Source organism: Methylobacterium oryzae (assembly GCF_021398735.1).
Taxonomy (GTDB): domain Bacteria; phylum Pseudomonadota; class Alphaproteobacteria; order Rhizobiales; family Beijerinckiaceae; genus Methylobacterium.
In genome coordinates this window covers 1,887,703-1,906,700 of sequence record NZ_CP090349.1, presented here as the reverse complement: position 1 = coordinate 1,906,700, position 18,998 = coordinate 1,887,703, and the positions used below count along the sequence as shown (strand labels likewise).

The window sequence follows — 18,998 nt, the reverse complement described above, 5'->3', positions numbered from 1 at the left end:
CCGCTCAACCCTGTCCGCGGCGGGCGGTCAGCCAGGACGCCAGCAGCACCGCGACGCTCACCAGCCCGACGAGGAGGGTCGAGGCCGCGTTGATCTCCGGATTCACGCCGAGACGGACCTGGCTGTAGAGCCGCATCGGCAGGGTGGTGGAGCCCGGGCCGGAGACGAAGCTCGCGATCACCAGGTCGTCGAGCGACAGGGTGAAGGCGAGGAGCGCGCCGGCCGCGAGGGCGGGCGCGAGCAGCGGCAGCGTCACGGTCATCAGCACCCGCCCCGGCGACGCCCCGAGATCGGCCGCGGCTTCCTCGAGGGACCGGTCGAGGCCGCGCAGGCGCGCGCCGACCACCACCGCCACGAAGCCGGTGCAGAAGGTCGTGTGCGCGATCACGATCGTCAGGAGGCCGCGGTCCAGCCCGATCCCGATGAACATGAGCAGGAGCGACAGCCCGATCATCACCTCCGGCATCACGATCGGCCCGAAGACGAGACCCGTGAACAGGGCGCGACCGCGGAAGCGGCCCTGCCGCTCCAGGGCGAGCGCGGCCAGCGTCCCCAGGATCGTGGCGAGCAGGCTCGCGAGGAAAGCGACCTTGAGGGAGACCCAGGCGGCCGACAGGAGCGGCGCGTCGGCGAGCAGGGCGCCGTACCAGCGGGTCGAGAACCCGCCCCAGACCGTCACCATCGGCGAGGCGTTGAACGAGTACACGATCAGCACCACGATCGGCCCGTAGAGGAAGCCCAGGCCGGCCACCAGGGCGGTGCGGGTCACCCAGCTCACGGCGCCTCGCCCTCGCCCGCGCGCAGGCTGTCCCGGAACAGCACCACCGGTCCGATGACGATGGCGAGGATCAGCACGGCGACCGCCGCGGCCAGCGGCCAGTCGCGGTTCGAGAAGAACTCGCTCCAGAGCACCCGGCCGAGCATCAGCGTCTCCGACCCGCCGAGCAGGTCCGGGATCACGAACTCGCCGACCATCGGGATGAAGCAGAGCCCCGCGCCTGCCGCGATCCCGGGCAGGCTGAGCGGCACGGTCACGGTCCAGAACACCCGGCTCGGCGAGGCGCCGAGATCCGCCGCGGCCTCGCGCAGGGTCGGATCGAGGCGGTTCATCACCGCGTAGAGCGGCAGCACCATGAAGGGCAGGTAGGCGTAGACGAGCCCGACGATCACCGCCGCGTCGGTGTTGAGGATCGTCAGCGGCGCGTCGATCAGGCCGAGCCGGCGCAGGGCGAGATTGAGCAGCCCCTCGGGCTTCAGGATCGCGATCCAGGCGTAGATCCGGATCAGGAAGCTCGTCCAGAACGGCACGATGACCAGCGCCACGAGGAGCGGCTGCCAGCGCGCCGGCGCCCGCGCCAGGGCGTAGGCGAGCGGCGTCCCGAGGGCGACGAGGATCAGGCTGGCGACGCCCGCGTAGGTCAGGGAGCCCAGGGCCGCGTCGCGGTAGAGGGGGTCGGCTGCGAGCGTGAGGTAATTGTCGAAGTTGAGGGCTTCGAGGAAGGCCGACCAGCCGTCGAGCCCGCCGCGCCAGTCGAGCAGCGGCAGGTAGGGCGGGATCGCCGTCGCCGGCTCCGACAGGCTGATCTTCAGGGTGATGACGAAGGGCAGCAGGAAGAACGCCGCCAGCCACAGGAACGGCGGCAGGCGCACCAGGCGGTCGAACAGCCGGCCGCGCTTCCGGACGCGCGCGGGCCCGGCCTCGGCTCCAGCGGCCCTCATGCCGGCAGGATCACGGCGACGTCGGCGGGGAAGCTGGCCCGTGCGTCCGAGCCCGGCGCCGCGGCGGCCTCCGCGGGCCGCCCGCTCGCCCGCAGCGTCGCGCCGTCGGGCAGACGCAGCGTCCGGCGCACCCGGTCGCCCAGGAACACGGCGTCGGCGACGACCACCGGCAGCCCCTCGGCGCCCAGCACCACGTCCTCGGGCCGCACCGCGACCACGACCGCGGCCCCCTCCGCGAGCGCGGCCTCCGTGACGCCCCGCACGGGGCCGTGCGCGGTCTCGACCGTGCGGACCGTGTCGGCGCCTCCGGCGCCGATGCGGCCGGGGATGAGGTTCACGTCGCCGAGCAGACCGGCCACGAAGCGGCTCGCCGGTCGGCGGTAGAGATCGGCCGGCGGGCCGACCTGGATCAGGCGGCCCGCTTCCATGACGCCGATCCGGTCGGCGAGCATCATCGCCTCCTCGGGATCGTGCGTGACGACGACGAAGGCGGTGCCGAGGCGGCGCTGGACCGCGCGCAGCTCGCCCTGCGTCTCCTCGCGCAGGCCGCGGTCGAGCGCGCCGAGCGGCTCGTCGAGCAGCAGCAGCTTCGGCTCCCGGGCGAGCGCCCGGGCCAGGGCGACCCGCTGGCGCTGGCCGCCCGAGAGCGTCTCCGGGCGACGGCCGCCGAACCCGTCCAGGCGCACGAGCTTGAGCAGCTCCGACACGCGCTCCGCCAAGGCGGAGCGGGCGAGGCCCTTCAGCCCGTAGCCGATATTGCCGGCCACGCTCATGTGCGGGAACAGGGCGTAGGACTGGAACATCATGTTGACCGGCCGCCGATGGGGCGGCAGCGCGGTGAGATCCTGCTCGCCCAGCAGGATCCGCCCCGAGGTCGGGCTCTCGAAGCCCGCGATCATGCGCAGGAGTGTGCTCTTGCCGCATCCGGACGGGCCGAGCAGGCAGAAGAACTCCCCCGCCTCGAGAGCGAGGGAGACGGTGTCCACGGCCCGATGCGTGCCGAAGCGCTTGGTCAGCTCCTCCAGCCGCAGGCGCGGCGCAGGCCCCTCGGACAACGGATCAGGAATCCTCGCGCAGCGCCTCGGCCACGCGCGCTTCCAGGAGGTCCGGCCGGCGCAGGACCAGGGCGCCGCGGGTGCGGTCGACCAGTCCCTCCGCCGCCATCGCGGTGAACTCCCGGGTCACCTGCTCGCGGCGGCAGCCGATCCGCGCGGCGAGGACGTGGTGGTAGGGTGGCGGCGAGACCACCCGCTCGCCCGCCGTGCCGGCCCGGGGCACGGAGAGGCGGAGCAGCTCGGCGTAGAGCCGGTGCTTCAGGTCGAGCAGGGCGTGCTCCATGAGCCGCGTGTTCAGCTCGCGCACGCGCTTGGCCAGGAGGCGGAACAGACGGTCGGCAATCGCCTCGGAGGCGAACACGATCTGCCGGAAGACCGGCGCCGGCACCACGCAGACCTCGCCGCGGGTCAGCGCCGTGACGTTGGCCGAGCGGCCGATCCCGTCGATGGCGGCGAGCTCGCCGAAGAAGGCCCCGCCCCGCATCTCGCCCAGGATGACTTCCTTGCCGGACTGGGTCCGGTTCAGGATGCGGACCTCGCCGGAGGCGATGAAGTACACGTCGGTGGAGATGTCGTCGAAGTCGACGAGGACTTCGTTCTCGTCGAAGCGGCGCCAGTGGCAGCGCGGCTCGTAGGGGCTGAGCTCGATGCCGGGATCCTTGAAGAAAGGTATTGTCCCCAACCGCGCCATCGATCGTGTTCCCTCAACTCCGGCCTCCGTCCCTGCCCTGACGGGGGCCGGCCAGCAGATCTGGGGACGGGAGCAGCCCGCACAGTGAAGCCGCGCCCCGCCGGGGCGGTGCTGGATTGATCGGGCAGCCGCAATCGTGACGGTCGCGGGCGGGGCGGTCAAGCCGCGTCCCGATGAACAGGAGTTTATTAGCGTGGATCAGGGATCAGGGCTAAATTCCTGGCCCGCCGAGGCGGGCAGTATCGATGCATCAAGACGTACCTTTCCCGCGCTCGACATCCTCCACCGGTCCCCGCCAGCAGGCGACGCTCGCGCTCCCCTTCGAGCGTTCGGGCCGCAGCCTCCATTCCGGGCGGCACGCCACGGTCCGCGTCAGCCCTGCCCCGGCCGGCCACGGCATCGTCTTCCGCCGTCACCTGAAGGACGGTCGGGCGGTCGACGTGCCCGCCCACTGGCACTACCGGGAATCGCAGCCGCTCTCCTCGGCGCTGCGACGCGACGGCGTCCTCGTGCGCACGATCGAGCACCTGATGGCCTCGCTCAGCGCGCTGCGGATCGACAACGTGCTGGCCGAGATCGACGCGGACGAGTTGCCGATCTTCGACGGGAGCGCGACGCCCTGGTGTGAGGCGATACGGATCGCGGGTCGCCGCGAGCAGAGCCTGCCCTGCCGGGTGATCCGCCTGCTGCGCACGGTCGCGGTCGAGAACGGGCGGCGCCGCCTCGAGATCGAGCCGGGCCCGGGCCTGCACGTCACCGGCCACGTCGCGCTGGCGCATTTCGGATCGATCGACTGGTCGGGCGCGATCACGCCGGACTCCTTCGAGCGGGAGATCGCGCCGGCCCGCAGCTTCGGGCGCTACGCGCGGGCCATGGCGGGCCGCGCCTACGGCTACCTGATGCGGAACGACTTCCTGCAGGGCGTCTCGCCCCGCTCGGCAGCTCTGCTGGTGCGCGGGCACGTGCTGGGCGGGATGCGCGTCCCCGGCGAGCCGGTCCGCCACCGCATCCTCGACCTCGTCGGCGACCTCGCGCTGGCGGGCCACCCGGTCGAGGGCCGGATCTCGGCGTTCCACACGGGGCACGAGCTGAACCACGCCCTCGTCACCGCCCTGATGCGGGACGGCAAGGCCTGGGAACTCGTCTGAGGGTCGGGTTCAGGCCGAGGCGCGGCGGGGCGTCTCGCAGGCGACCGCGACCGCACCGAAGGCGCGGACGAGGTCCGCATCGAGCTTCGCCCTCATCGACTCGAGGATGGCGTAGGCCTCGCGCGGGGCCTTCGGCGCCTTGTAGGGGCGCGCCTCGATCAGCGCGGCGAAGATGTCGGCGATGGTGATCAGGCGGACGAGGTCGGGGATCTGCTGCCCGCGCAGCCCGTCCGGATATCCCGACCCGTCGAGATACTCGTGGTGCGAGCGGACCACCGACAGGGTCAGCGCGTCGTAGTCGCCCGTGAGCAGCATCTCGTGTCCGAGCGCCGGGTGGCGCGCCATCTCGGCGCGCTCCGTCGGTGTCAGCGGCGCGGGCTTGTTCAGGATCGCGAGGGGGATCTTGGCCTTTCCGATGTCGTGGAGCAGCGCGCCTTTGACGAGGTAGCGGGAATCCGCCTCGTTGAGCCCCAGGACGCGCGCGAACTCGGCCGCGATTCCGGCCACGCTCAGGCAGTGGCGGTGCGTGACGTCGTCGAAGCTCGCCACGACCCTGAGCCATTCGCGCACCTTGGCCTCGCGGATCGCCTGGTTGACCAGGTCGGCGCCGTTCTCGACCAGCGCGGCCGGGGGCGCCTGATCGGCACGGAACAGGCTGACGAAGGCCGAGCGGGCCTCGTTCACCTGCTCGCGCCAGTTGCCGGTCTGCGGCGGGGCCTTGGCGGTGCCGATCAGGGCCGCGACCGCGTTCAGCAGCATGGCGCTGACCGCGGCGGCCGGCATCGCGCGGGTCGCGCCGAGGGCGGTGGCCTGGATCTCGCCGCGGCCGAGGTTGCCGTGGATCAGGGCCAGGAACGGGACGCCGGGCCCGCGCGCGGTGGACAGCGCTTGGCGCAGGCGCCGCACGGATTCGGAGGTCAGCGCGCTGACGTCGCTGATGATCAGCGCCGCCCCCCGCGGCGGGACGGCGTCGCCGTAAAGGTCGTGCAGCACAACGGGCGTGACGCCGCCGAGATTGCGCGCGAGCCTCTCGGCGCGCTCGACATCGTCGGTCAGGATCAGGGTCTGGCCCAAGATTCCCCCCTGTGGCTCGCCCCCGCCCGGGCGCTTCGCGAGCTCGCGTGCCGACGCTCTAGAGCCGATGAACGCACTATCATCGTCTATATGCACAGCACTCGCCGCAGGTTTGACGGCATTCCGTTAAAAATCCGACAGCCGAAGCTGATGTTTGAAGCTTATAATTGGCGTTGCGATGTGTCCGGGTCGCCGCGGGGGCGGTGGCCTGCCCGCGCGACGGCGGCGCTTGCCTCGCGGCGTCCGGACCGCCAGAACGCCGGCATGCTGCGCGTCAACGACCTCACCTACCGCATCGGCGACCGCCTGATCCTCGATTCCGCGAGCTTCACGATCCCGGAAGGCGCCCGCGTCGGGCTGGTCGGGCGCAACGGGGCCGGCAAGACCACCCTGTTCAAGGCCATCCTCGGCGACCTCCCGGTCGACGCGAAGTCGGTGTCGCTGCCCAAGGGCATGCGGATCGGCGCGGTCGCCCAGGAGGCGCCGGCCGGACCGGAGACGCTGCACGCGGTCGTGCTCGCCGCCGACACGGAGCGCGCCCGCCTGATGGCGGAGGCCGAGCACGCGGACGGCCTGCGCCGGGCCGAGATCGAGACGCGGCTCGTGGATATCGGCGCCCACTCGGCGCCGGCCCGCGCCGCCGCGATCCTGCACGGGCTGGGCTTCGACGCGGCGGCCCAGGCGCGGCCCTGCGCGGACTTCTCCGGCGGCTGGCGGATGCGCGTGGCGCTCGCCGCCGTCCTGTTCTCGGAGCCGGACCTGCTGCTCCTCGACGAGCCGACCAACTACCTCGACATCGAGGGCACGCTCTGGCTGTACGATTACCTGGAGCGCTACCCGCGCACCGCGATCATCATCAGCCACGACCGCGACCTGCTCGACACCAGCGTCGACCACATCCTGCACCTCGACCGCGGCAAGCTGGCGATCTACCGCGGCGGCTACACCAGCTTCGCCAAGCAGCTCTCGGAGAAGCGCGTTCTCCAGGCCAAGGCGAAGGCCAAGCAGGATGCCGAGCGCGCCCACCTGCAGAGCTTCATCGACCGGTTCAAGGCCAAGGCCACCAAGGCGCGGCAGGCCCAGTCGCGGATGAAGCGCCTCGCCAAGATGGAGCCGATCGCCGCGCTCCTCGAGGACGATGTGCCGGTGATCCACCTGCCGAGCCCGGAGAAGCCGCTGTCGCCGCCCATCGTCGCCATGGAGCGCGTCAAGGCCGGCTACGGGGATCGGATCGTCCTGACCGGCCTCGACCTCAGCCTCGCGCCGGACGACCGGGTCGCGCTGCTGGGCGCGAACGGCAACGGCAAGTCGACCTTCTGCAAGCTGATCGGCGGCCGGCTCGGGCCGGTCGCCGGCGAGGTGAAGCGCTCCTCCAAGATGGAGGTCGCCTACTTCGCCCAGCACCAGCTCGACGAGCTGCGCCCCGCCGAGAGCGCCTACGCGCATGTCCGGACCCTGATGCCGGATGTGCCCGAGGCGAAGGTCCGCAGCGCGACGGCGCGGCTCGGATTCGGCGCCAACAAGGCCGACACGCCGGTCGAGAAGCTGTCGGGCGGCGAGAAGGCGCGGCTGCTCATGGGGCTCGCGGCCTTCCACGGCCCGCACCTCCTGATCCTCGACGAGCCGACCAACCACCTCGACATCGAGAGCCGGCAGGCCCTCGTGGAGGCGATCAACGATTACGAGGGCGCCGTCATCCTCGTCTCGCACGACCGGTTCCTGGTCGAGGCCTGCGCCGACCGGCTCTGGCTGGTCGCGGACGGCACGGTGAAGACCTTCGACGGCGACATGGACGATTACCGGCGCTTCGTGCTGTCGGGGCCCGAGCGCGAGACCGAGCGCGACACGGAGCCGTCCGGCGGCCAGAAAGCCGAGGCGCGCCGCGCCGGCGTCGAGCGCCGCGCGGCCCTCGCGCCCCTGCGCAAGCGGCTGGAGGCGATCGAGGCGCGGATGGCCAAGCTGACCGCGGCGATCCAGAAGATCGACGCGGCCCTGGAGGACGGGTCCGCGTTTCGGGAGAACGCCGCCAAGGCCGGCGAGATCGCCAAGATGCGGTCGGACGCCGCGACCGCGCTCGCCGCCGCCGAGGAGGAGTGGCTGACGGTCAGCGCGGAGATCGAGGCGGCCTGACGGGGCCGCCTCACACCGAGCCTTCGATCGCCCGCTCCAGGATGTCGACCCCGAGGTCGATCTCCGCGTCCGTGGCCGTGAGCGGCGGGGCGATGCGGAACACGCCGCCCATGCCGGGCAGCTGCACGATGTTCATGCTCAGCCCGAGCTCGAGGCAGCGCCGCGTGATCGCGTCGCCGAGTTCCGGTGCCGGCACCTTCGTGTCCCGGTCGGCCACGATCTCCACGCCCTGCAGGAGGCCGCGCCCGCGCACGTCGCCGATGCAGGCGAAGCGCTGCTGCAGCGCCCGCAGCCGCGCCGCCAGCCGCGCGCCGGCCGCCTCGGCCCGGCCGACCAGGCCGTCGCGCCGGACGATCTCCAGCACCTTGAGCCCGACCGCGGCGGGAAGCGGGTCGGAGACGTGCGTCGTGTAGAACAGGAAGCCGCGGGCGTGGCAGAGATCCTCGATCTCCGGCGTGGTCAGGACCGCCGCGAGGGGCAGGCCGGCGCCCAGGGTCTTCGACAGGGTGAGGATGTCGGGCACCACCCCGTCGCGCTCGCAGGCGAACATCAGGCCGGTGCGGCCGATGCCCGTCTGGGCCTCGTCGAGGATCAGCAGCATGCCCCGCTCGGTGCACTTGCGCTTGAGCGCCGCGAGGTAGCCGGGCGGGAGTTCGAGGATGCCTCCGGAGCTGAGGATCGGCTCGGCCAGGAAGGCTGCGAGATTGCCGGTCGACTGCCGGTCCACCAGGGCGAAGGCGTAGTCGAGCTCGGTCTGCCAGTCGGCGGCCCCGTCCCGCGCGAAAGTCGGGCGGTAGGCGTTCGGCGCGGGGATCGCGAAGGACCCGACGGGGGCCGGGCCGTAGCCCTTGCGGCCGGCGCTGTAGGTGGCCGAGGCGGCCCCCGCCGTCATGCCGTGCCACGACTGCGCGAAGCTCACGATCTCCCAGCCGCCTGTGGCGAGCTTGGCCATGCGCAGGGCGGCCTCGTTGGCCTCGGCGCCGGTGGTCAGGAGAAGCGCGCGCTCCAGCCCGCCGGGGGCGAGTCCGGCCAGCGCGGTCGCGAGGTCGACCACCGGCCGGCTCAGCATGCCGCTGAACAGGTGATCCAGGCGCCCGACGTGGTCGGCGACGACGGCGGCGATCTCGGGATGCCCGTGACCCAGGATCGCGCTCATCTGGCCGGAGGTGAAGTCGAGGATCTTCCGGCCGTCCGCGTCGTAGACGAAGCTGCCCTCCGCGCGCTCGATGATGACCGGCGCGAAGGCGCCGCCGTAGCGCACGAGGTGCCGGCGCGCGCGCGTCCAGAAGTCGGGGTCGTCGTTCCGCGTCGTCATCGATCCGGGTCCCGTGGCAGGCCCCGCCATGCTAGGACCGCCCGCAACCCCAGAGAAGCTTATAGTTCTGAACCGAGGGTTCAGCGATCCTGATGGCCCAGAGCCTCGACATCGACCTCCTGCGCAGCTTCGCCACGGTCGCGGAGACGGGCGCGCTGAGCCGGGCCGCGGAGCGGGTCGGGCGCAGCCAAGCCGCCCTCAGCATGCAGATGAAGCGGCTGGAGGATCTGGTCGCGCAGCCGCTGCTGCGACGGACCGGGCGCGGGGTGGTGCTCACGGTGCAGGGCGAGCGCCTCCTCGTCCACGCGCGCCGGATCCTGGCCTCGCACGACGACGCGGTGGCGGAACTGTCCGGCGGCCGCCTCAACGGCACGCTCAGGTTCGGCTGCCCGGACGATTACGCGCAGGCCTTCCTCCCCACCCTGCTGCGCGGCTTCGCGCACCTGCATCCCGACGCGGCGATCGAGGTGGTCTGCGGCGCGACGCCCCGTCTGGAGGAGCGGCTCGCCCGCGGCGGGCTCGATCTGGCCCTCGTCTCGGTCCCGCTGGCGGCCGGGCGGGAGATCCTGCGGCGCGAGGACCTCGTCTGGGTGGCGCCGCGCGGCGCCGAAGCGCCATGGCCCGACCCGTTGCCGCTGGCGCTCGGCGATCCCGACACGCTGGACCACCGGGCGGCGCGGGCCGCCCTCGACGCGGGCGGGCGCGCGTACCGGATCGCCTACGCGAGCGGCAGCCTGTCCGGACTGCTGGCGGTGGCGCGCTCTGCCCAGGCGGTCGCGGTCCTCACCCGCGCCGCGGTCCCGCCCGACCTGCGCATCCTGAACCGCGGCAGCGGCCTGCCCGCGCTGCCGCGGATCGGCCTGACGATCCGCCTGGACGAGGCGCACGCCGCGCCGCTGACCCGCGCCTTCGCCGCCCACCTGCGCGCGGTACTGCCGACGCTCTGATCGGGCGGTCCCGCCGGGCTCCCGTTCGTCCGGGCGGGGTAGCCCTGGTCCGGTCGCGATCGCGGCCGCCCCGAGCCGGTCGGGCCTGTCGCTAGCCCGCCTCGGACGGCTTCCGCCAGACGACGACGATCTCGTCGTTGTCGACGTTGATCCAGTTGATGTGGGTGCGCGGATGGGCTTGGCGGATCGTCTCGAAATGCGCGCTGTTGCAGAGCAGGTAGATGTCGCTCCCCGTGTCGTCCAAACCGGCCTCTGCCTCGCGCAGGACGGAGCGGAGGCTCGGACCCGGCAATTGCACGGCCCGGAACCGCCGGCCGGGCACGTCCGGAAAGGCCAGGCTCCAGGCCGCCGTGACCCGCGGGCTGTCGTACGCCACGACCGTGTCGGCGCCGACGAGCCGGGACGGGCTGTGATCCAATCGGACATCCTCGCTCCAATTGCGATTGGCGGCGCCGATCGTCTTCGTCGTCTCCGGCGACACGACCGGGGTCGTCGCCGTGGCCGTCGCCATCGCGGCGGCAGCGACCTGCGTGCCCCGCCGGTCGGTCACGTCGAGCGCGGCGTCGATCACCTGGATGCGGTTCTCGACGAGCGCGAAGACGGCCCCGGCCGCCTCCGGCGTGAGCGTGTAGATCGACCGCGGATCCGGCGCCGCGACGGGATTCACGTCGCGCGCCGGGGTAAGCACGGTCGCCTCGCCGGGCGGCGCCTTCTGTGCGGCCGCCGCGATCGCGGCCATCGGAGGTACGTAATCCATCGCGCAGTCTCCAGCTTTCGACCCGATGCGGAACCCGGCCTCCGACCCGCGCAGCGCCGTCGCCCGCGCATCGACCGTTTGCCGACGGCCATGCGGGCGTGGATCGACGACCGTCGCGGCGATGCGGAGGGGCGCCACCGCGGGCATGCCGCGGCTGCGCCGTCCGAGCGGCTCGGACCGTGGCCGGTTGTCCAGGCAGGTCGGTCGGAAATGCCCCGCGCCCGTCGGAGCGGCCGCTGACGCGGAAACACGGCGAGAGAGGGGATCCACCTCGGTCATCGGGGGCCTGCCGGTCCTCATGACCGCGAGCGCCCAGTCCGCGAGCTTCATGCTTCGTTGAATCGGATTTGTATCCAACGACTTGACTCTGTCAACAGCGCGCAAGTTGAATCGTCTCCGTGACGGACTTTCTTGGACTTTATATCGTGGCGACATCGTAGGAATTCGGCGGTCCGCTGTACGCGTTGCTTCCGCTCTTCTCAGAAATGGCGGGCGGTGCTCCGAATAATCGGAGATCCCCGAGCGCGTGCTTTCAAGCCTGGGCGATCCACAGGCGGCGCGCGTCGCCGTGTGCTGCGGTTCCGCCGCGCGGGTCGCGCAGTCCGTCCGACGGTCAGCACCGCGAGGGGGCTCCTCCCGATGGGCGCGATCGGCGGTCCCGGCCCGCGGGATCCGCACGGGTGCGGTGTTTGCCCGCGGCCCGCGGACATGCGAGAGAGGCCGGATGTTGACCGTCGATAGCCTCTGGCGCGCGCGGCACCGGCTCGCGCAGTTCGGGAAGAAGCGGACCGGATCGCCGCGCATCCTCGTGATCGGGGTCTGCCAGGCCGGATCCATCGCCAAGACGATGCGCTACCTGCTGCCGCACGCGCAGGTGGATTTCGTCTCGGCCTTCACGGCGTCCCGCCGGTTCCCGCGGCTCGCCGACCTGATGGCGCACGCGGACGGGTACGACCACGTCTTCACCAGCATCTACCTGCCCAAGTTCAAGGGCGGCGGCTCGATCGACACGCTTCGGACGCACCCGAAGGTCCGACTGATCCCGACCATCGTGTTCAGCGCCTACCATCCCGACCTCGTCCACGTGGGCGTTCAGGATCACGTCACGCTGAACGGCCTGATCTCGGGTCCGATGGGGCACTCGCACTCGGCGATCACGCTGTTCGCCTACCTGTCGGGCTTCTCGCAGGCGCAGGCGCTTCGGCTGTTCTCCGAGCCGGTCTTCGAGCGCCTCGGATACTTCAATCTCTGGGACGAGTCGGTCGCGTACCTGCGCGGCCTCGGCGTCCAGGCCGGGTACGATCTCGACACGCACCTCACGCGCTGGGCGCGTCGGGGCTGCTTCATGCACTCGATCAACCACACGAAGCTCTACGTGGTGGCCGACCTCGCCCGCGGCCTGCTGACCCGGGCCGGCGTGCCCTTCGAGGAATGCGACCTCGACGCGTTCCTCCCGGACGATCTCGGCGGCCAGGGCAGCTGGCCGGTCTATCCGGAGATCGCCCAGCATTACGGCGTGCCCGGCAGCGCCCTGTTCTTCAAGGCGGAGACGCGCCGGTCCGGCCCCGCGCGCACGATGAGCCGGCCCGAATTCGTCGCCGCCTCCTACGCGAACTACGACCGGCGCGAGCGGAAGCTCCTGATCTCGCAGCGCGTCCAGGGCTGGCTCAACGACGCGCCGACGGTGGATTTCCTGCGCGAGGCCGCGGGCCGGGGCGACGCGCCGGCGCGGCCGGCGAGCCGGGCCCCGGCGGTGAATGCCGGCAGCCTCGCCGGCCACGCCTCGTAGCGTCCGGAAGGGCACTTCCCCGCGGGCCCGGCGTTGTCGGCCACGGCCCGCCGCCGCGGGAAGGACGTCGAGGTGTTCCGATGAGTTCCGTGTCCCGCCATCGCACCGGTCGCGCCGCGACCGCGGCGGCCCTGACGCTCGCCGGATCGGCGGCGGCGCTGGTCGGCTGGAGCGCGCTGGCCGTGGACCGGCGGATGACCCTGCCGCCTGCCCTGCCGGGCCGCCACGAGCGGATCCGAACCCGCCGCGCCGGCGCGCTGTCGCTCTACGGCTCCGCTGAGGCCGAGGGCGTGCCGCTCCTGCTCATCCACTCGATCAACGCGGCGGCCAACGCCTACGAGGTCCGGCCGCTGTACCTGCGCTACCGCGGCACGCGCCCGGTCTACGCCCTGGAACTCCCGGGTTTCGGCTTCTCGGAGCGCTCGCGCCGCCGCTATACGCCGCGCCTGATGGTGGAGGCGATCCACGCGGCGGTCGACGAGATCCGGAGCCGGCACGGCGGCTGGGCGATCGACGCCCTCGCCCTGTCGCTCTCGTGCTCGTTCCTGGCGCGGGCGAGCCTGGAGCGGTCCGACGCCTATCGCAGCCTCGCGCTGGTGAGCCCGACGGGGTTCGACGCCCGGCTCTCCGGGGAGGGACCGCCGGACGGCCATCGCGGCCGCGACTGGCTGCTCCGCGTCCTCGACCGCCCTCCGCTCGGCCGGCCGCTCTTCGACGCGCTGGTCACGCGGCCGAGCATGCGGTTCTTCCTGGAGAAGACCTTCGGTTCCTCCGAGATCGACGAGGGTCTGCTCGCCTACGATCACGCCTCGGCTCACCAGCCCGGCGCCGAGCACGCCCCGTTCTGCTTCATCGCGGGCCACCTGTTCCCCACCGATGCGACCCGCCTCTACGAGCGCCTGCGCCTCCCGGTCTGGATGGTGCACGGGGAGCGCGGCGACTTCGTCGACTACCGTCTGGTGCCGCGGGTCGCCGACCGGCCGAACTGGCGCGTCGACATCCTGCCGACCGGCGCGTTCCCGCATTTCGAGCGGCCGGAGGCGGTGGCGGCCGGCTACGACGCGTTCCTGGCGAGCATCATCCGCCTGCCGGCCGCGCGACCGGCGTGATCCGTTAGCGGGCCCGCGGGACACCGGCGCGCAGGCGCTCGCAGACCGGCGGGTCGAGCTCGCGCCGGCCGCCGAACGTCGAAGTCGTGTGTCGGAGGCCGCAGCGATCCGCGTCGGTGGACCCGGCGCGCCCCCGTCCGTAAGGATGGAGACGCCGCCCGGAGCGGCGTCCGTGTTGGAATCCGATGATCGACCTGACCCTCGAGGCCGCCCGCACCATCGTCGACACCGCCCTGCGGGAGGCGCGAACCCGCAACCTCAAGCCCCTCGCCGTCGTCGTCTACGATGCCCGCGGCGCGCTCAAGGCGGTCTCGGTCGAGGACGGCACGTCCCTGCGCCGGGCCGAGATCGCGAGCGGCAAGGCCAACGGTGCCCTGGCGCTGGGCCTCGGCTCCCGGGCGATCCACGCGCGGGCCGAGCAGCAGCCCTACTTCGTCGCCGCTGTGACGCACCTCGCCGGGCCCGACGCCCTCGTGCCGGTGCCGGGCGGCGTGCTGATCCGCTCCGGCGAGGGACGCCTTCTCGGCGCGGTCGGCATCTCCGGGGACACCTCCGACAACGACGAGATCTGCGCGGTGGCGGGGATCGAGGCGGCCGGCCTGAAGCCGGATACCGGCGCCTGACCGTGCGCCCGCGCCGGCGCGACTGGCTGGCCGGCGCGTTCGCCCTCGCGGCCGTGCGGCCCGCCCGCGCGGCCGACGCGCTCTACCGCCGCGGCAACGACGCCGATCCCGAGACGCTGGACCCGCACCGCTCGTCCACGGTCGCGGAGGCGCACATCCTGCGCGACCTCTGCGACGGGCTGCTCACCTACGACAACCGGGGCACGATCATCCCGGGCGCGGCGCGCGCCTGGTCGATCTCCGAGGACGGGGTGAGCCTGCATTTCGACCTGCGCCCCGACGGCCGCTGGTCGAACGGCGAGCCGGTCACAGCGAACGACTTCGTCTACGCGTTCCGCCGGATGCTCGACCCGGCCACGGCGGCGAAATACGCCGAGATCCTGTTCCCGATCCGCAACGCCGCCGCCGTGAACCGCGGCGAGCGGCCGGCCGACGCCCTCGGCGTCGCCGCCGAGGCGCCGCTCCGGCTCGCGATCACGCTGGAACAGCCGACGCCCTACATCCTGGAACTCCTGACCCACCAGACCGCGCTTCCGGTCCACCGCGCCTCGGTCGAGCGCTACGGCGACAGCTTCACCCGGCCGGGAAACCTCGTGACCAACGGACCCTACCGGCTCGCCGACCGCGTGCCGGGCGGCGCGATCACGCTGGAGGCCAACCCGCACCATCCGGACGCCGCGAGCCTCGCGATCCGGCGCGTCGCCTTCCTGCCGACGCCCGACATCGCCGCCGCGGTGCGCCGCTACGCCGCCGGGGAGATCGACTCCCTCTCCGACCTGCCCGTCGACCAGATCACCGACCTGCGCCGGCGGTTCGGGCCGCAGGTGGTGCTCGGCCCCTCGCTGGGGCTCGCGGCGCTGGTGGTGAACACTCGCAAGGCGCCGTTCTCGGACCGCCGCGTCCGCCGGGCGCTGTCGCTCGTCATCGACCGTGAGTACCTCGCCGACGGCCTCAACGGCGGCACCATGAGCCCGGCCTACTCCCTGTGCCCACCCGGCCTCGACAATTACCGCACGCCCCCCGAGACCGAGGGCCGCCTCGGCCTGCCGATCGACCACGAGGCGGAGGCGCGCCGGCTCCTCGCGGAGGCGGGGTTCGGCCCGGACCGGCCACTCACCGTGGAGTACCGGTTCAATATCAGCGACAACAACCGCACCATCGCGGTGGCGCTCGGCGAGATGTGGCGCGACCTCGGAATCGTGACGCGCTACGTCTACACGGACGCGAAGACGCATTTCGCCTACCTGCGCGACGGCGGCGACTTCGACGTCGCCCGCTACAGCTGGATCGCCGACTATTCCGATCCGCAGAACTTCCTGTTCCTGCTTCAGAGCGGGAATGACGGCATGAACGCCGGCCACTGGTCGGACGCCGCCTACGACGCCCTGATGGCGCGGGCCGCCACCGAGCGCGACCTCACCCGCCGGGCCGGCCTGCTCCACGACGCCGAGGCGATCGCCCTGCGCGAGCTGCCCTGGATCCCGCTGATGCACTACCGCTCCAAAGCCCTGATCGCGCCGCGGCTGCACGGCTACCACCCGAACCTGCGCAACGCCGCGCCGACCCGCTTCATGAGGCTCGACGCGTGATCCGCTTCATCCTGCGCCGCCTCCTCCAGGCGGTGCCGACGCTGTTCGCCGTGGTGACCGTCAGCTTCTTCCTGATGCGGCTCGCCCCTGGCGGCCCCTTCGATCTGGAGCGGCCGCTGGCGCCCGCCGCCATGGAGAACCTGCGTCGGGTCTACGGCCTCGACCGGCCTCTGATCGCGCAGTTCGGCAGCTACCTCGCGGCGCTGGCGCGGGGCGACCTCGGTCCGTCCTTCTCGTTCCGCGACCAGAGCGTCCTCGGCCTGATCGCGCGGGGCCTGCCGGTCTCGGCGACGCTGGGCGCCCTCGCCCTCGCGCTGGCCACCGCGCTCGGCGTCGGGATCGGGATCGCGGCGGCGCTCCGGCGCGGCGGGCTCGTCGACCGGCTGCTCGGCGTCGGGGCCGCCCTGACCCTCTCGCTGCCGAGCTTCGTCGTCGCGCCCCTGCTGCAGATCGCCTTCGGCCTGACCCTGCGCTGGCTGCCGCTCGGCGGCTGGAACGACGGCGCCCCGAGCCACCTCGTCCTGCCGGTGGTGACCCTGGCCCTGCCGCAGGTCGGTGCCCTGGCCCGGCTGACCCGGACCTCGCTCGCCGAGGCGCTGCGGACGCAGCCCGTCCGTACCATGCGCAGCCTCGGCCTGCCGCCGGCCCGCGTCACCCGGCACGCCCTGCGGGGGGCGCTGCTGCCGGTGGTCGCCTATCTCGGACCGCTGGCGGCGGCCCTGCTCACCGGCTCGGTGGTGGTCGAAACGATCTTCGGGCTGCCGGGGATCGGCCGGTACTTCGTGGAGGGCGCGCTCAACCGCGACTACACGCTGGTGATGGGCACCGTCCTGCTCGTCGCCGGGCTGGTGATCCTGCTCAACCTCGCCGCCGACCTCGCCTGCGCGTGGCTCGACCCGCGCCTCCGGGTGGCGGCGTGACGGCGGTTTCCACGGCGCCGGCCCGGCGCGCCGTCCTCCGGTTCGCGCGGGAGCGGACCGCCGTGGCGGCGCTCGCCGTGCTGGTCCTGATCGCCCTCGCCTGCCTGATCGGCCCGGGCCTCACCGGCCACGACCCCGAGCGCGCCTATCCGGACCTGCGCCAGCTCCCGGCCGGCCTCACCGCGCAGCCCGACGCCGCGCGTCTCCGGCCGGCGCTCGAGCGTCTGGCCTTCCGCATGCGCGCGCGGCTCGACGCCGTCGAGCGCGACGGCGACACGTTGCGGCTCACCCTCGGCTCCGACGCGGGCGTCGACCGGCGTAGCCTCGTTTACCTCCCGCGCTCGGCCCTGTTCGGGACCCCGACCGTCGTGGACGAGCGGGACGGCGGCCGCGGGCTCGTCGTGGCGGTGCCGGTCCGGCGCCTGCACTTCCCCCTCGGCACCGACATCCAGGGCCGCGACCTGCTGACCCGCTGCCTCGTCGCCGGCCGGATCTCGCTGGCGATCGGGCTCGCGGCCAGCCTCGTCGCCCTGCTCATCGGCGTCGCCTACGGGGCGACGGCGGGCTTCGTCGGGGGCGCCGTCGACGCCGTGATGATGCGCGCCGTCGACGTGCTCTACGCGCTCCCCTTCGTGTTCTTCGTGATCCTGCTGCTGGTCTTCTTCCGCCCGAGCCTGCTGCTCATGCTGGTGGCGATCGCCGCGGTGGAATGGCTCGACATGGCCCGGGTGGTGCGCGCCGTGACACTGTCGCTGCGCGAGCGCGACTTCGTCCGCGCCGCGCGGGCGCTCGGCCTCGGAACACCCCGGATCATCCTCCGGCACATCGTGCCGAACACCCTCGGCCCGGTGGCCGTGACCGCGACGCTGCTGGTGCCGCAGGTGATCCTGCTGGAGAGCTTCCTGTCGTTCCTCGGGCTCGGCGTTCAGGAGCCGCAGACCAGTTGGGGCGTCCTGATCGCTGAGGGCGCCCGCTCCATCGAGGCGGCGCCGCACCTGCTCGCGGCCCCGGCCGCGTTCCTGATCGCGACCCTGGTGGCGCTCAACCTGATCGGCGACGGCCTCGCGGACGCGCTGGACCCGCGCCGGGACTGAGCCCGGGTCCGGCAAGCTCCGCGACGTCAGCCCAGTTGCCGGATCGGGGCGCCGGCGAGCCAGGCCTCGATGTCCTCCACCGCCTGGGTGAAGAAGGTCCGGTAGTTGTTGCGCGACACGTAGCCGAGATGCGGCAGCGCCAGCACGTTCGGCAGGCGCCGGAACGGGCTGTCGGCCGGCAGCGGCTCGGTCTCGAACACGTCGAGGCCCGCGCCGGCGATCCAGCCCTCCTCCAGCGCCTGGACCAGCGCGGCCTGATCGATGATCGGCGCGCGCGAGGTGTTCACGAGAAAAGCGTTGCGGCGCATGCGGCGCAGCTCGGCCGCGCCCAGGAGGCCGCGGGTCCGGTCGCCCAGCACGAGGTGGATCGTGACGACGTCGCTCGCCTCCAGCAGGGCTTCCTTCGAGGTCGCCCGCTCCACCCCGGCGGCGGCGGCGCGACCATCGTCGAGGTTCGGGCTCCAGGCGATCACCCGCATGCCGAAGGCGCGCCCGATCTCGGCCACCCGCGTCCCGATCTTCCCCAGGCCCAGAACGCCGAGGGTCGCGCCGGCGAGATCGGTCCCGATCGTGCTCTGCCAGGGGCCGCCCGCGCGCAGGGTCAGGCTCTCCGGCGCCACGTGGCGCGCCAGTCCGAGGATCAGCGCCCAGGTCAGCTCCGTCGGCGGCGTCGGCCTGGAATCGGTGCCGCAGACGACGACGTTGCGCGCGCGGGCCGCCGCGAGGTCGATGGCGAGGTTGCGCATGCCGCTGGTGACGAGGAGCTCCAGCCGTGGCAGCCGTTCCAGCAGAGCCGCCGGGAACGGCGTCCGCTCCCGCATGATCACGAGGATCTCGGCCTGCGCGATCCGCGCCACGAGGTCGTCCGGGTTCGGGATGTGCTGGCTGATCGCGGAGATCGCGACGCGGTCGGAGAGGCGCGCCCAGTCCGCGAGCGCGAGGGCTGCCTGCTGGTAATCGTCGAGGATCAGGCCGGTGCGCATGGGGATGGGGTAGGCCTCGACGGGTGGAGCGTCAACGGATGCCGGGTGACGGCGC

General features: G+C 72.7%; 17 protein-coding genes. 9 read left to right on the top strand and 8 right to left on the bottom strand.

The features are described from left to right. Positions 1-4 precede the first annotated feature (4 nt). From LXM90_RS09130 to LXM90_RS09115, 4 genes are read right to left on the bottom strand one after another with little or no spacing between them, the layout of a single operon-like run. Entirely contained in the window at positions 5-778 is a 774-nt protein-coding gene (locus LXM90_RS09130; protein WP_234082441.1) for an ABC transporter permease, read from the bottom strand. Then, entirely contained in the window at positions 775-1,719 is a 945-nt protein-coding gene (locus LXM90_RS09125) for an ABC transporter permease (RefSeq protein ID WP_234082438.1), read from the bottom strand. Before LXM90_RS09125 ends, LXM90_RS09130 begins: the two co-directional genes overlap by 4 nt. Continuing rightward, the gene (locus LXM90_RS09120; protein WP_234082434.1) at positions 1,716-2,774 is read right to left on the bottom strand and encodes an ABC transporter ATP-binding protein; all 1,059 of its coding nucleotides are present in this window, start codon (positions 2,772-2,774) and stop codon (positions 1,716-1,718) included. The genes LXM90_RS09125 and LXM90_RS09120 overlap by 4 nt, the downstream gene beginning before the upstream one ends. 4 nt (positions 2,775-2,778) lie before the next feature. Continuing rightward, complete coding sequence (locus LXM90_RS09115) at positions 2,779-3,465, bottom strand: Crp/Fnr family transcriptional regulator (protein ID WP_026604752.1); 687 nt, start codon at positions 3,463-3,465, stop codon at positions 2,779-2,781. Positions 3,466-3,710: 245 nt separating this feature from the next. On the opposite strand from LXM90_RS09115, the gene LXM90_RS09110 reads away from it, so the two are divergent. Next, complete coding sequence (locus LXM90_RS09110) at positions 3,711-4,613, top strand: UDP-3-O-acyl N-acetylglycosamine deacetylase (RefSeq protein ID WP_234082431.1); 903 nt, start codon at positions 3,711-3,713, stop codon at positions 4,611-4,613. 9 nt (positions 4,614-4,622) lie between these two features. On the opposite strand, the gene LXM90_RS09105 is transcribed toward LXM90_RS09110, so the two are convergent. Next, positions 4,623-5,687, bottom strand: a complete 1,065-nt coding sequence (locus LXM90_RS09105) for an HD-GYP domain-containing protein (protein WP_234082426.1) — start codon at positions 5,685-5,687, stop codon at positions 4,623-4,625. A 264-nt stretch (positions 5,688-5,951) separates the two neighbouring features. On the opposite strand from LXM90_RS09105, the gene LXM90_RS09100 reads away from it, so the two are divergent. Beyond that, positions 5,952-7,817, top strand: coding sequence for an ABC-F family ATP-binding cassette domain-containing protein (locus LXM90_RS09100; RefSeq protein WP_234082424.1), 1,866 nt, complete (start codon positions 5,952-5,954; stop codon positions 7,815-7,817). Positions 7,818-7,827: 10 nt separating this feature from the next. Here LXM90_RS09100 and LXM90_RS09095 read toward each other — a convergent pair whose 3' ends face one another. Further along, positions 7,828-9,132 carry an aspartate aminotransferase family protein gene (locus tag LXM90_RS09095; protein ID WP_234082422.1) on the bottom strand — a complete coding sequence of 435 codons (1,305 nt, stop codon included), beginning with the start codon at positions 9,130-9,132 and terminating at the stop codon, positions 7,828-7,830. Between the two features lie 92 nt (positions 9,133-9,224). On the opposite strand from LXM90_RS09095, the gene LXM90_RS09090 reads away from it, so the two are divergent. Further along, positions 9,225-10,079: a LysR substrate-binding domain-containing protein gene (locus LXM90_RS09090; protein WP_020091927.1), complete on the top strand. Its 855-nt coding sequence runs from the start codon at positions 9,225-9,227 to the stop codon at positions 10,077-10,079. A gap of 91 nt (positions 10,080-10,170) precedes the next feature. Here the strand turns inward: LXM90_RS09090 and LXM90_RS09085 are convergent, their stop codons facing one another. Then, entirely contained in the window at positions 10,171-10,836 is a 666-nt protein-coding gene (locus LXM90_RS09085) for a hypothetical protein (protein WP_106735905.1), read from the bottom strand. Positions 10,837-11,560: 724 nt separating this feature from the next. On the opposite strand from LXM90_RS09085, the gene LXM90_RS09080 reads away from it, so the two are divergent. The 6 genes from LXM90_RS09080 (at position 11,561) to LXM90_RS09055 (ending at position 17,960) form a co-directional block, all read left to right on the top strand. Next, a complete protein-coding gene (locus LXM90_RS09080) occupies positions 11,561-12,625 on the top strand; it encodes a WcbI family polysaccharide biosynthesis putative acetyltransferase (RefSeq protein ID WP_020091925.1) in 1,065 nt (354 codons plus the stop codon). Positions 12,626-12,705: 80 nt separating this feature from the next. After that, complete coding sequence (locus LXM90_RS09075; protein ID WP_026604751.1) at positions 12,706-13,734, top strand: alpha/beta fold hydrolase; 1,029 nt, start codon at positions 12,706-12,708, stop codon at positions 13,732-13,734. Between the two features lie 185 nt (positions 13,735-13,919). Further along, a complete protein-coding gene (locus LXM90_RS09070; protein WP_020091923.1) occupies positions 13,920-14,357 on the top strand; it encodes a GlcG/HbpS family heme-binding protein in 438 nt (145 codons plus the stop codon). Between the two features lie 2 nt (positions 14,358-14,359). Next, on the top strand, positions 14,360-15,946 hold the full coding sequence (locus LXM90_RS09065) for a peptide ABC transporter substrate-binding protein (RefSeq protein WP_234082420.1): 1,587 nt from the start codon (positions 14,360-14,362) through the stop codon (positions 15,944-15,946). Then, positions 15,943-16,866, top strand: a complete 924-nt coding sequence (locus LXM90_RS09060) for an ABC transporter permease (RefSeq protein ID WP_020091921.1) — start codon at positions 15,943-15,945, stop codon at positions 16,864-16,866. The genes LXM90_RS09065 and LXM90_RS09060 overlap by 4 nt, the downstream gene beginning before the upstream one ends. After that, complete coding sequence (locus tag LXM90_RS09055; RefSeq protein WP_234082418.1) at positions 16,863-17,960, top strand: ABC transporter permease; 1,098 nt, start codon at positions 16,863-16,865, stop codon at positions 17,958-17,960. Before LXM90_RS09060 ends, LXM90_RS09055 begins: the two co-directional genes overlap by 4 nt. Positions 17,961-17,986: 26 nt before the next feature. Here LXM90_RS09055 and LXM90_RS09050 read toward each other — a convergent pair whose 3' ends face one another. Next, positions 17,987-18,943: a D-2-hydroxyacid dehydrogenase family protein gene (locus LXM90_RS09050; RefSeq protein ID WP_020091919.1), complete on the bottom strand. Its 957-nt coding sequence runs from the start codon at positions 18,941-18,943 to the stop codon at positions 17,987-17,989. Positions 18,944-18,998 lie beyond the last annotated feature (55 nt).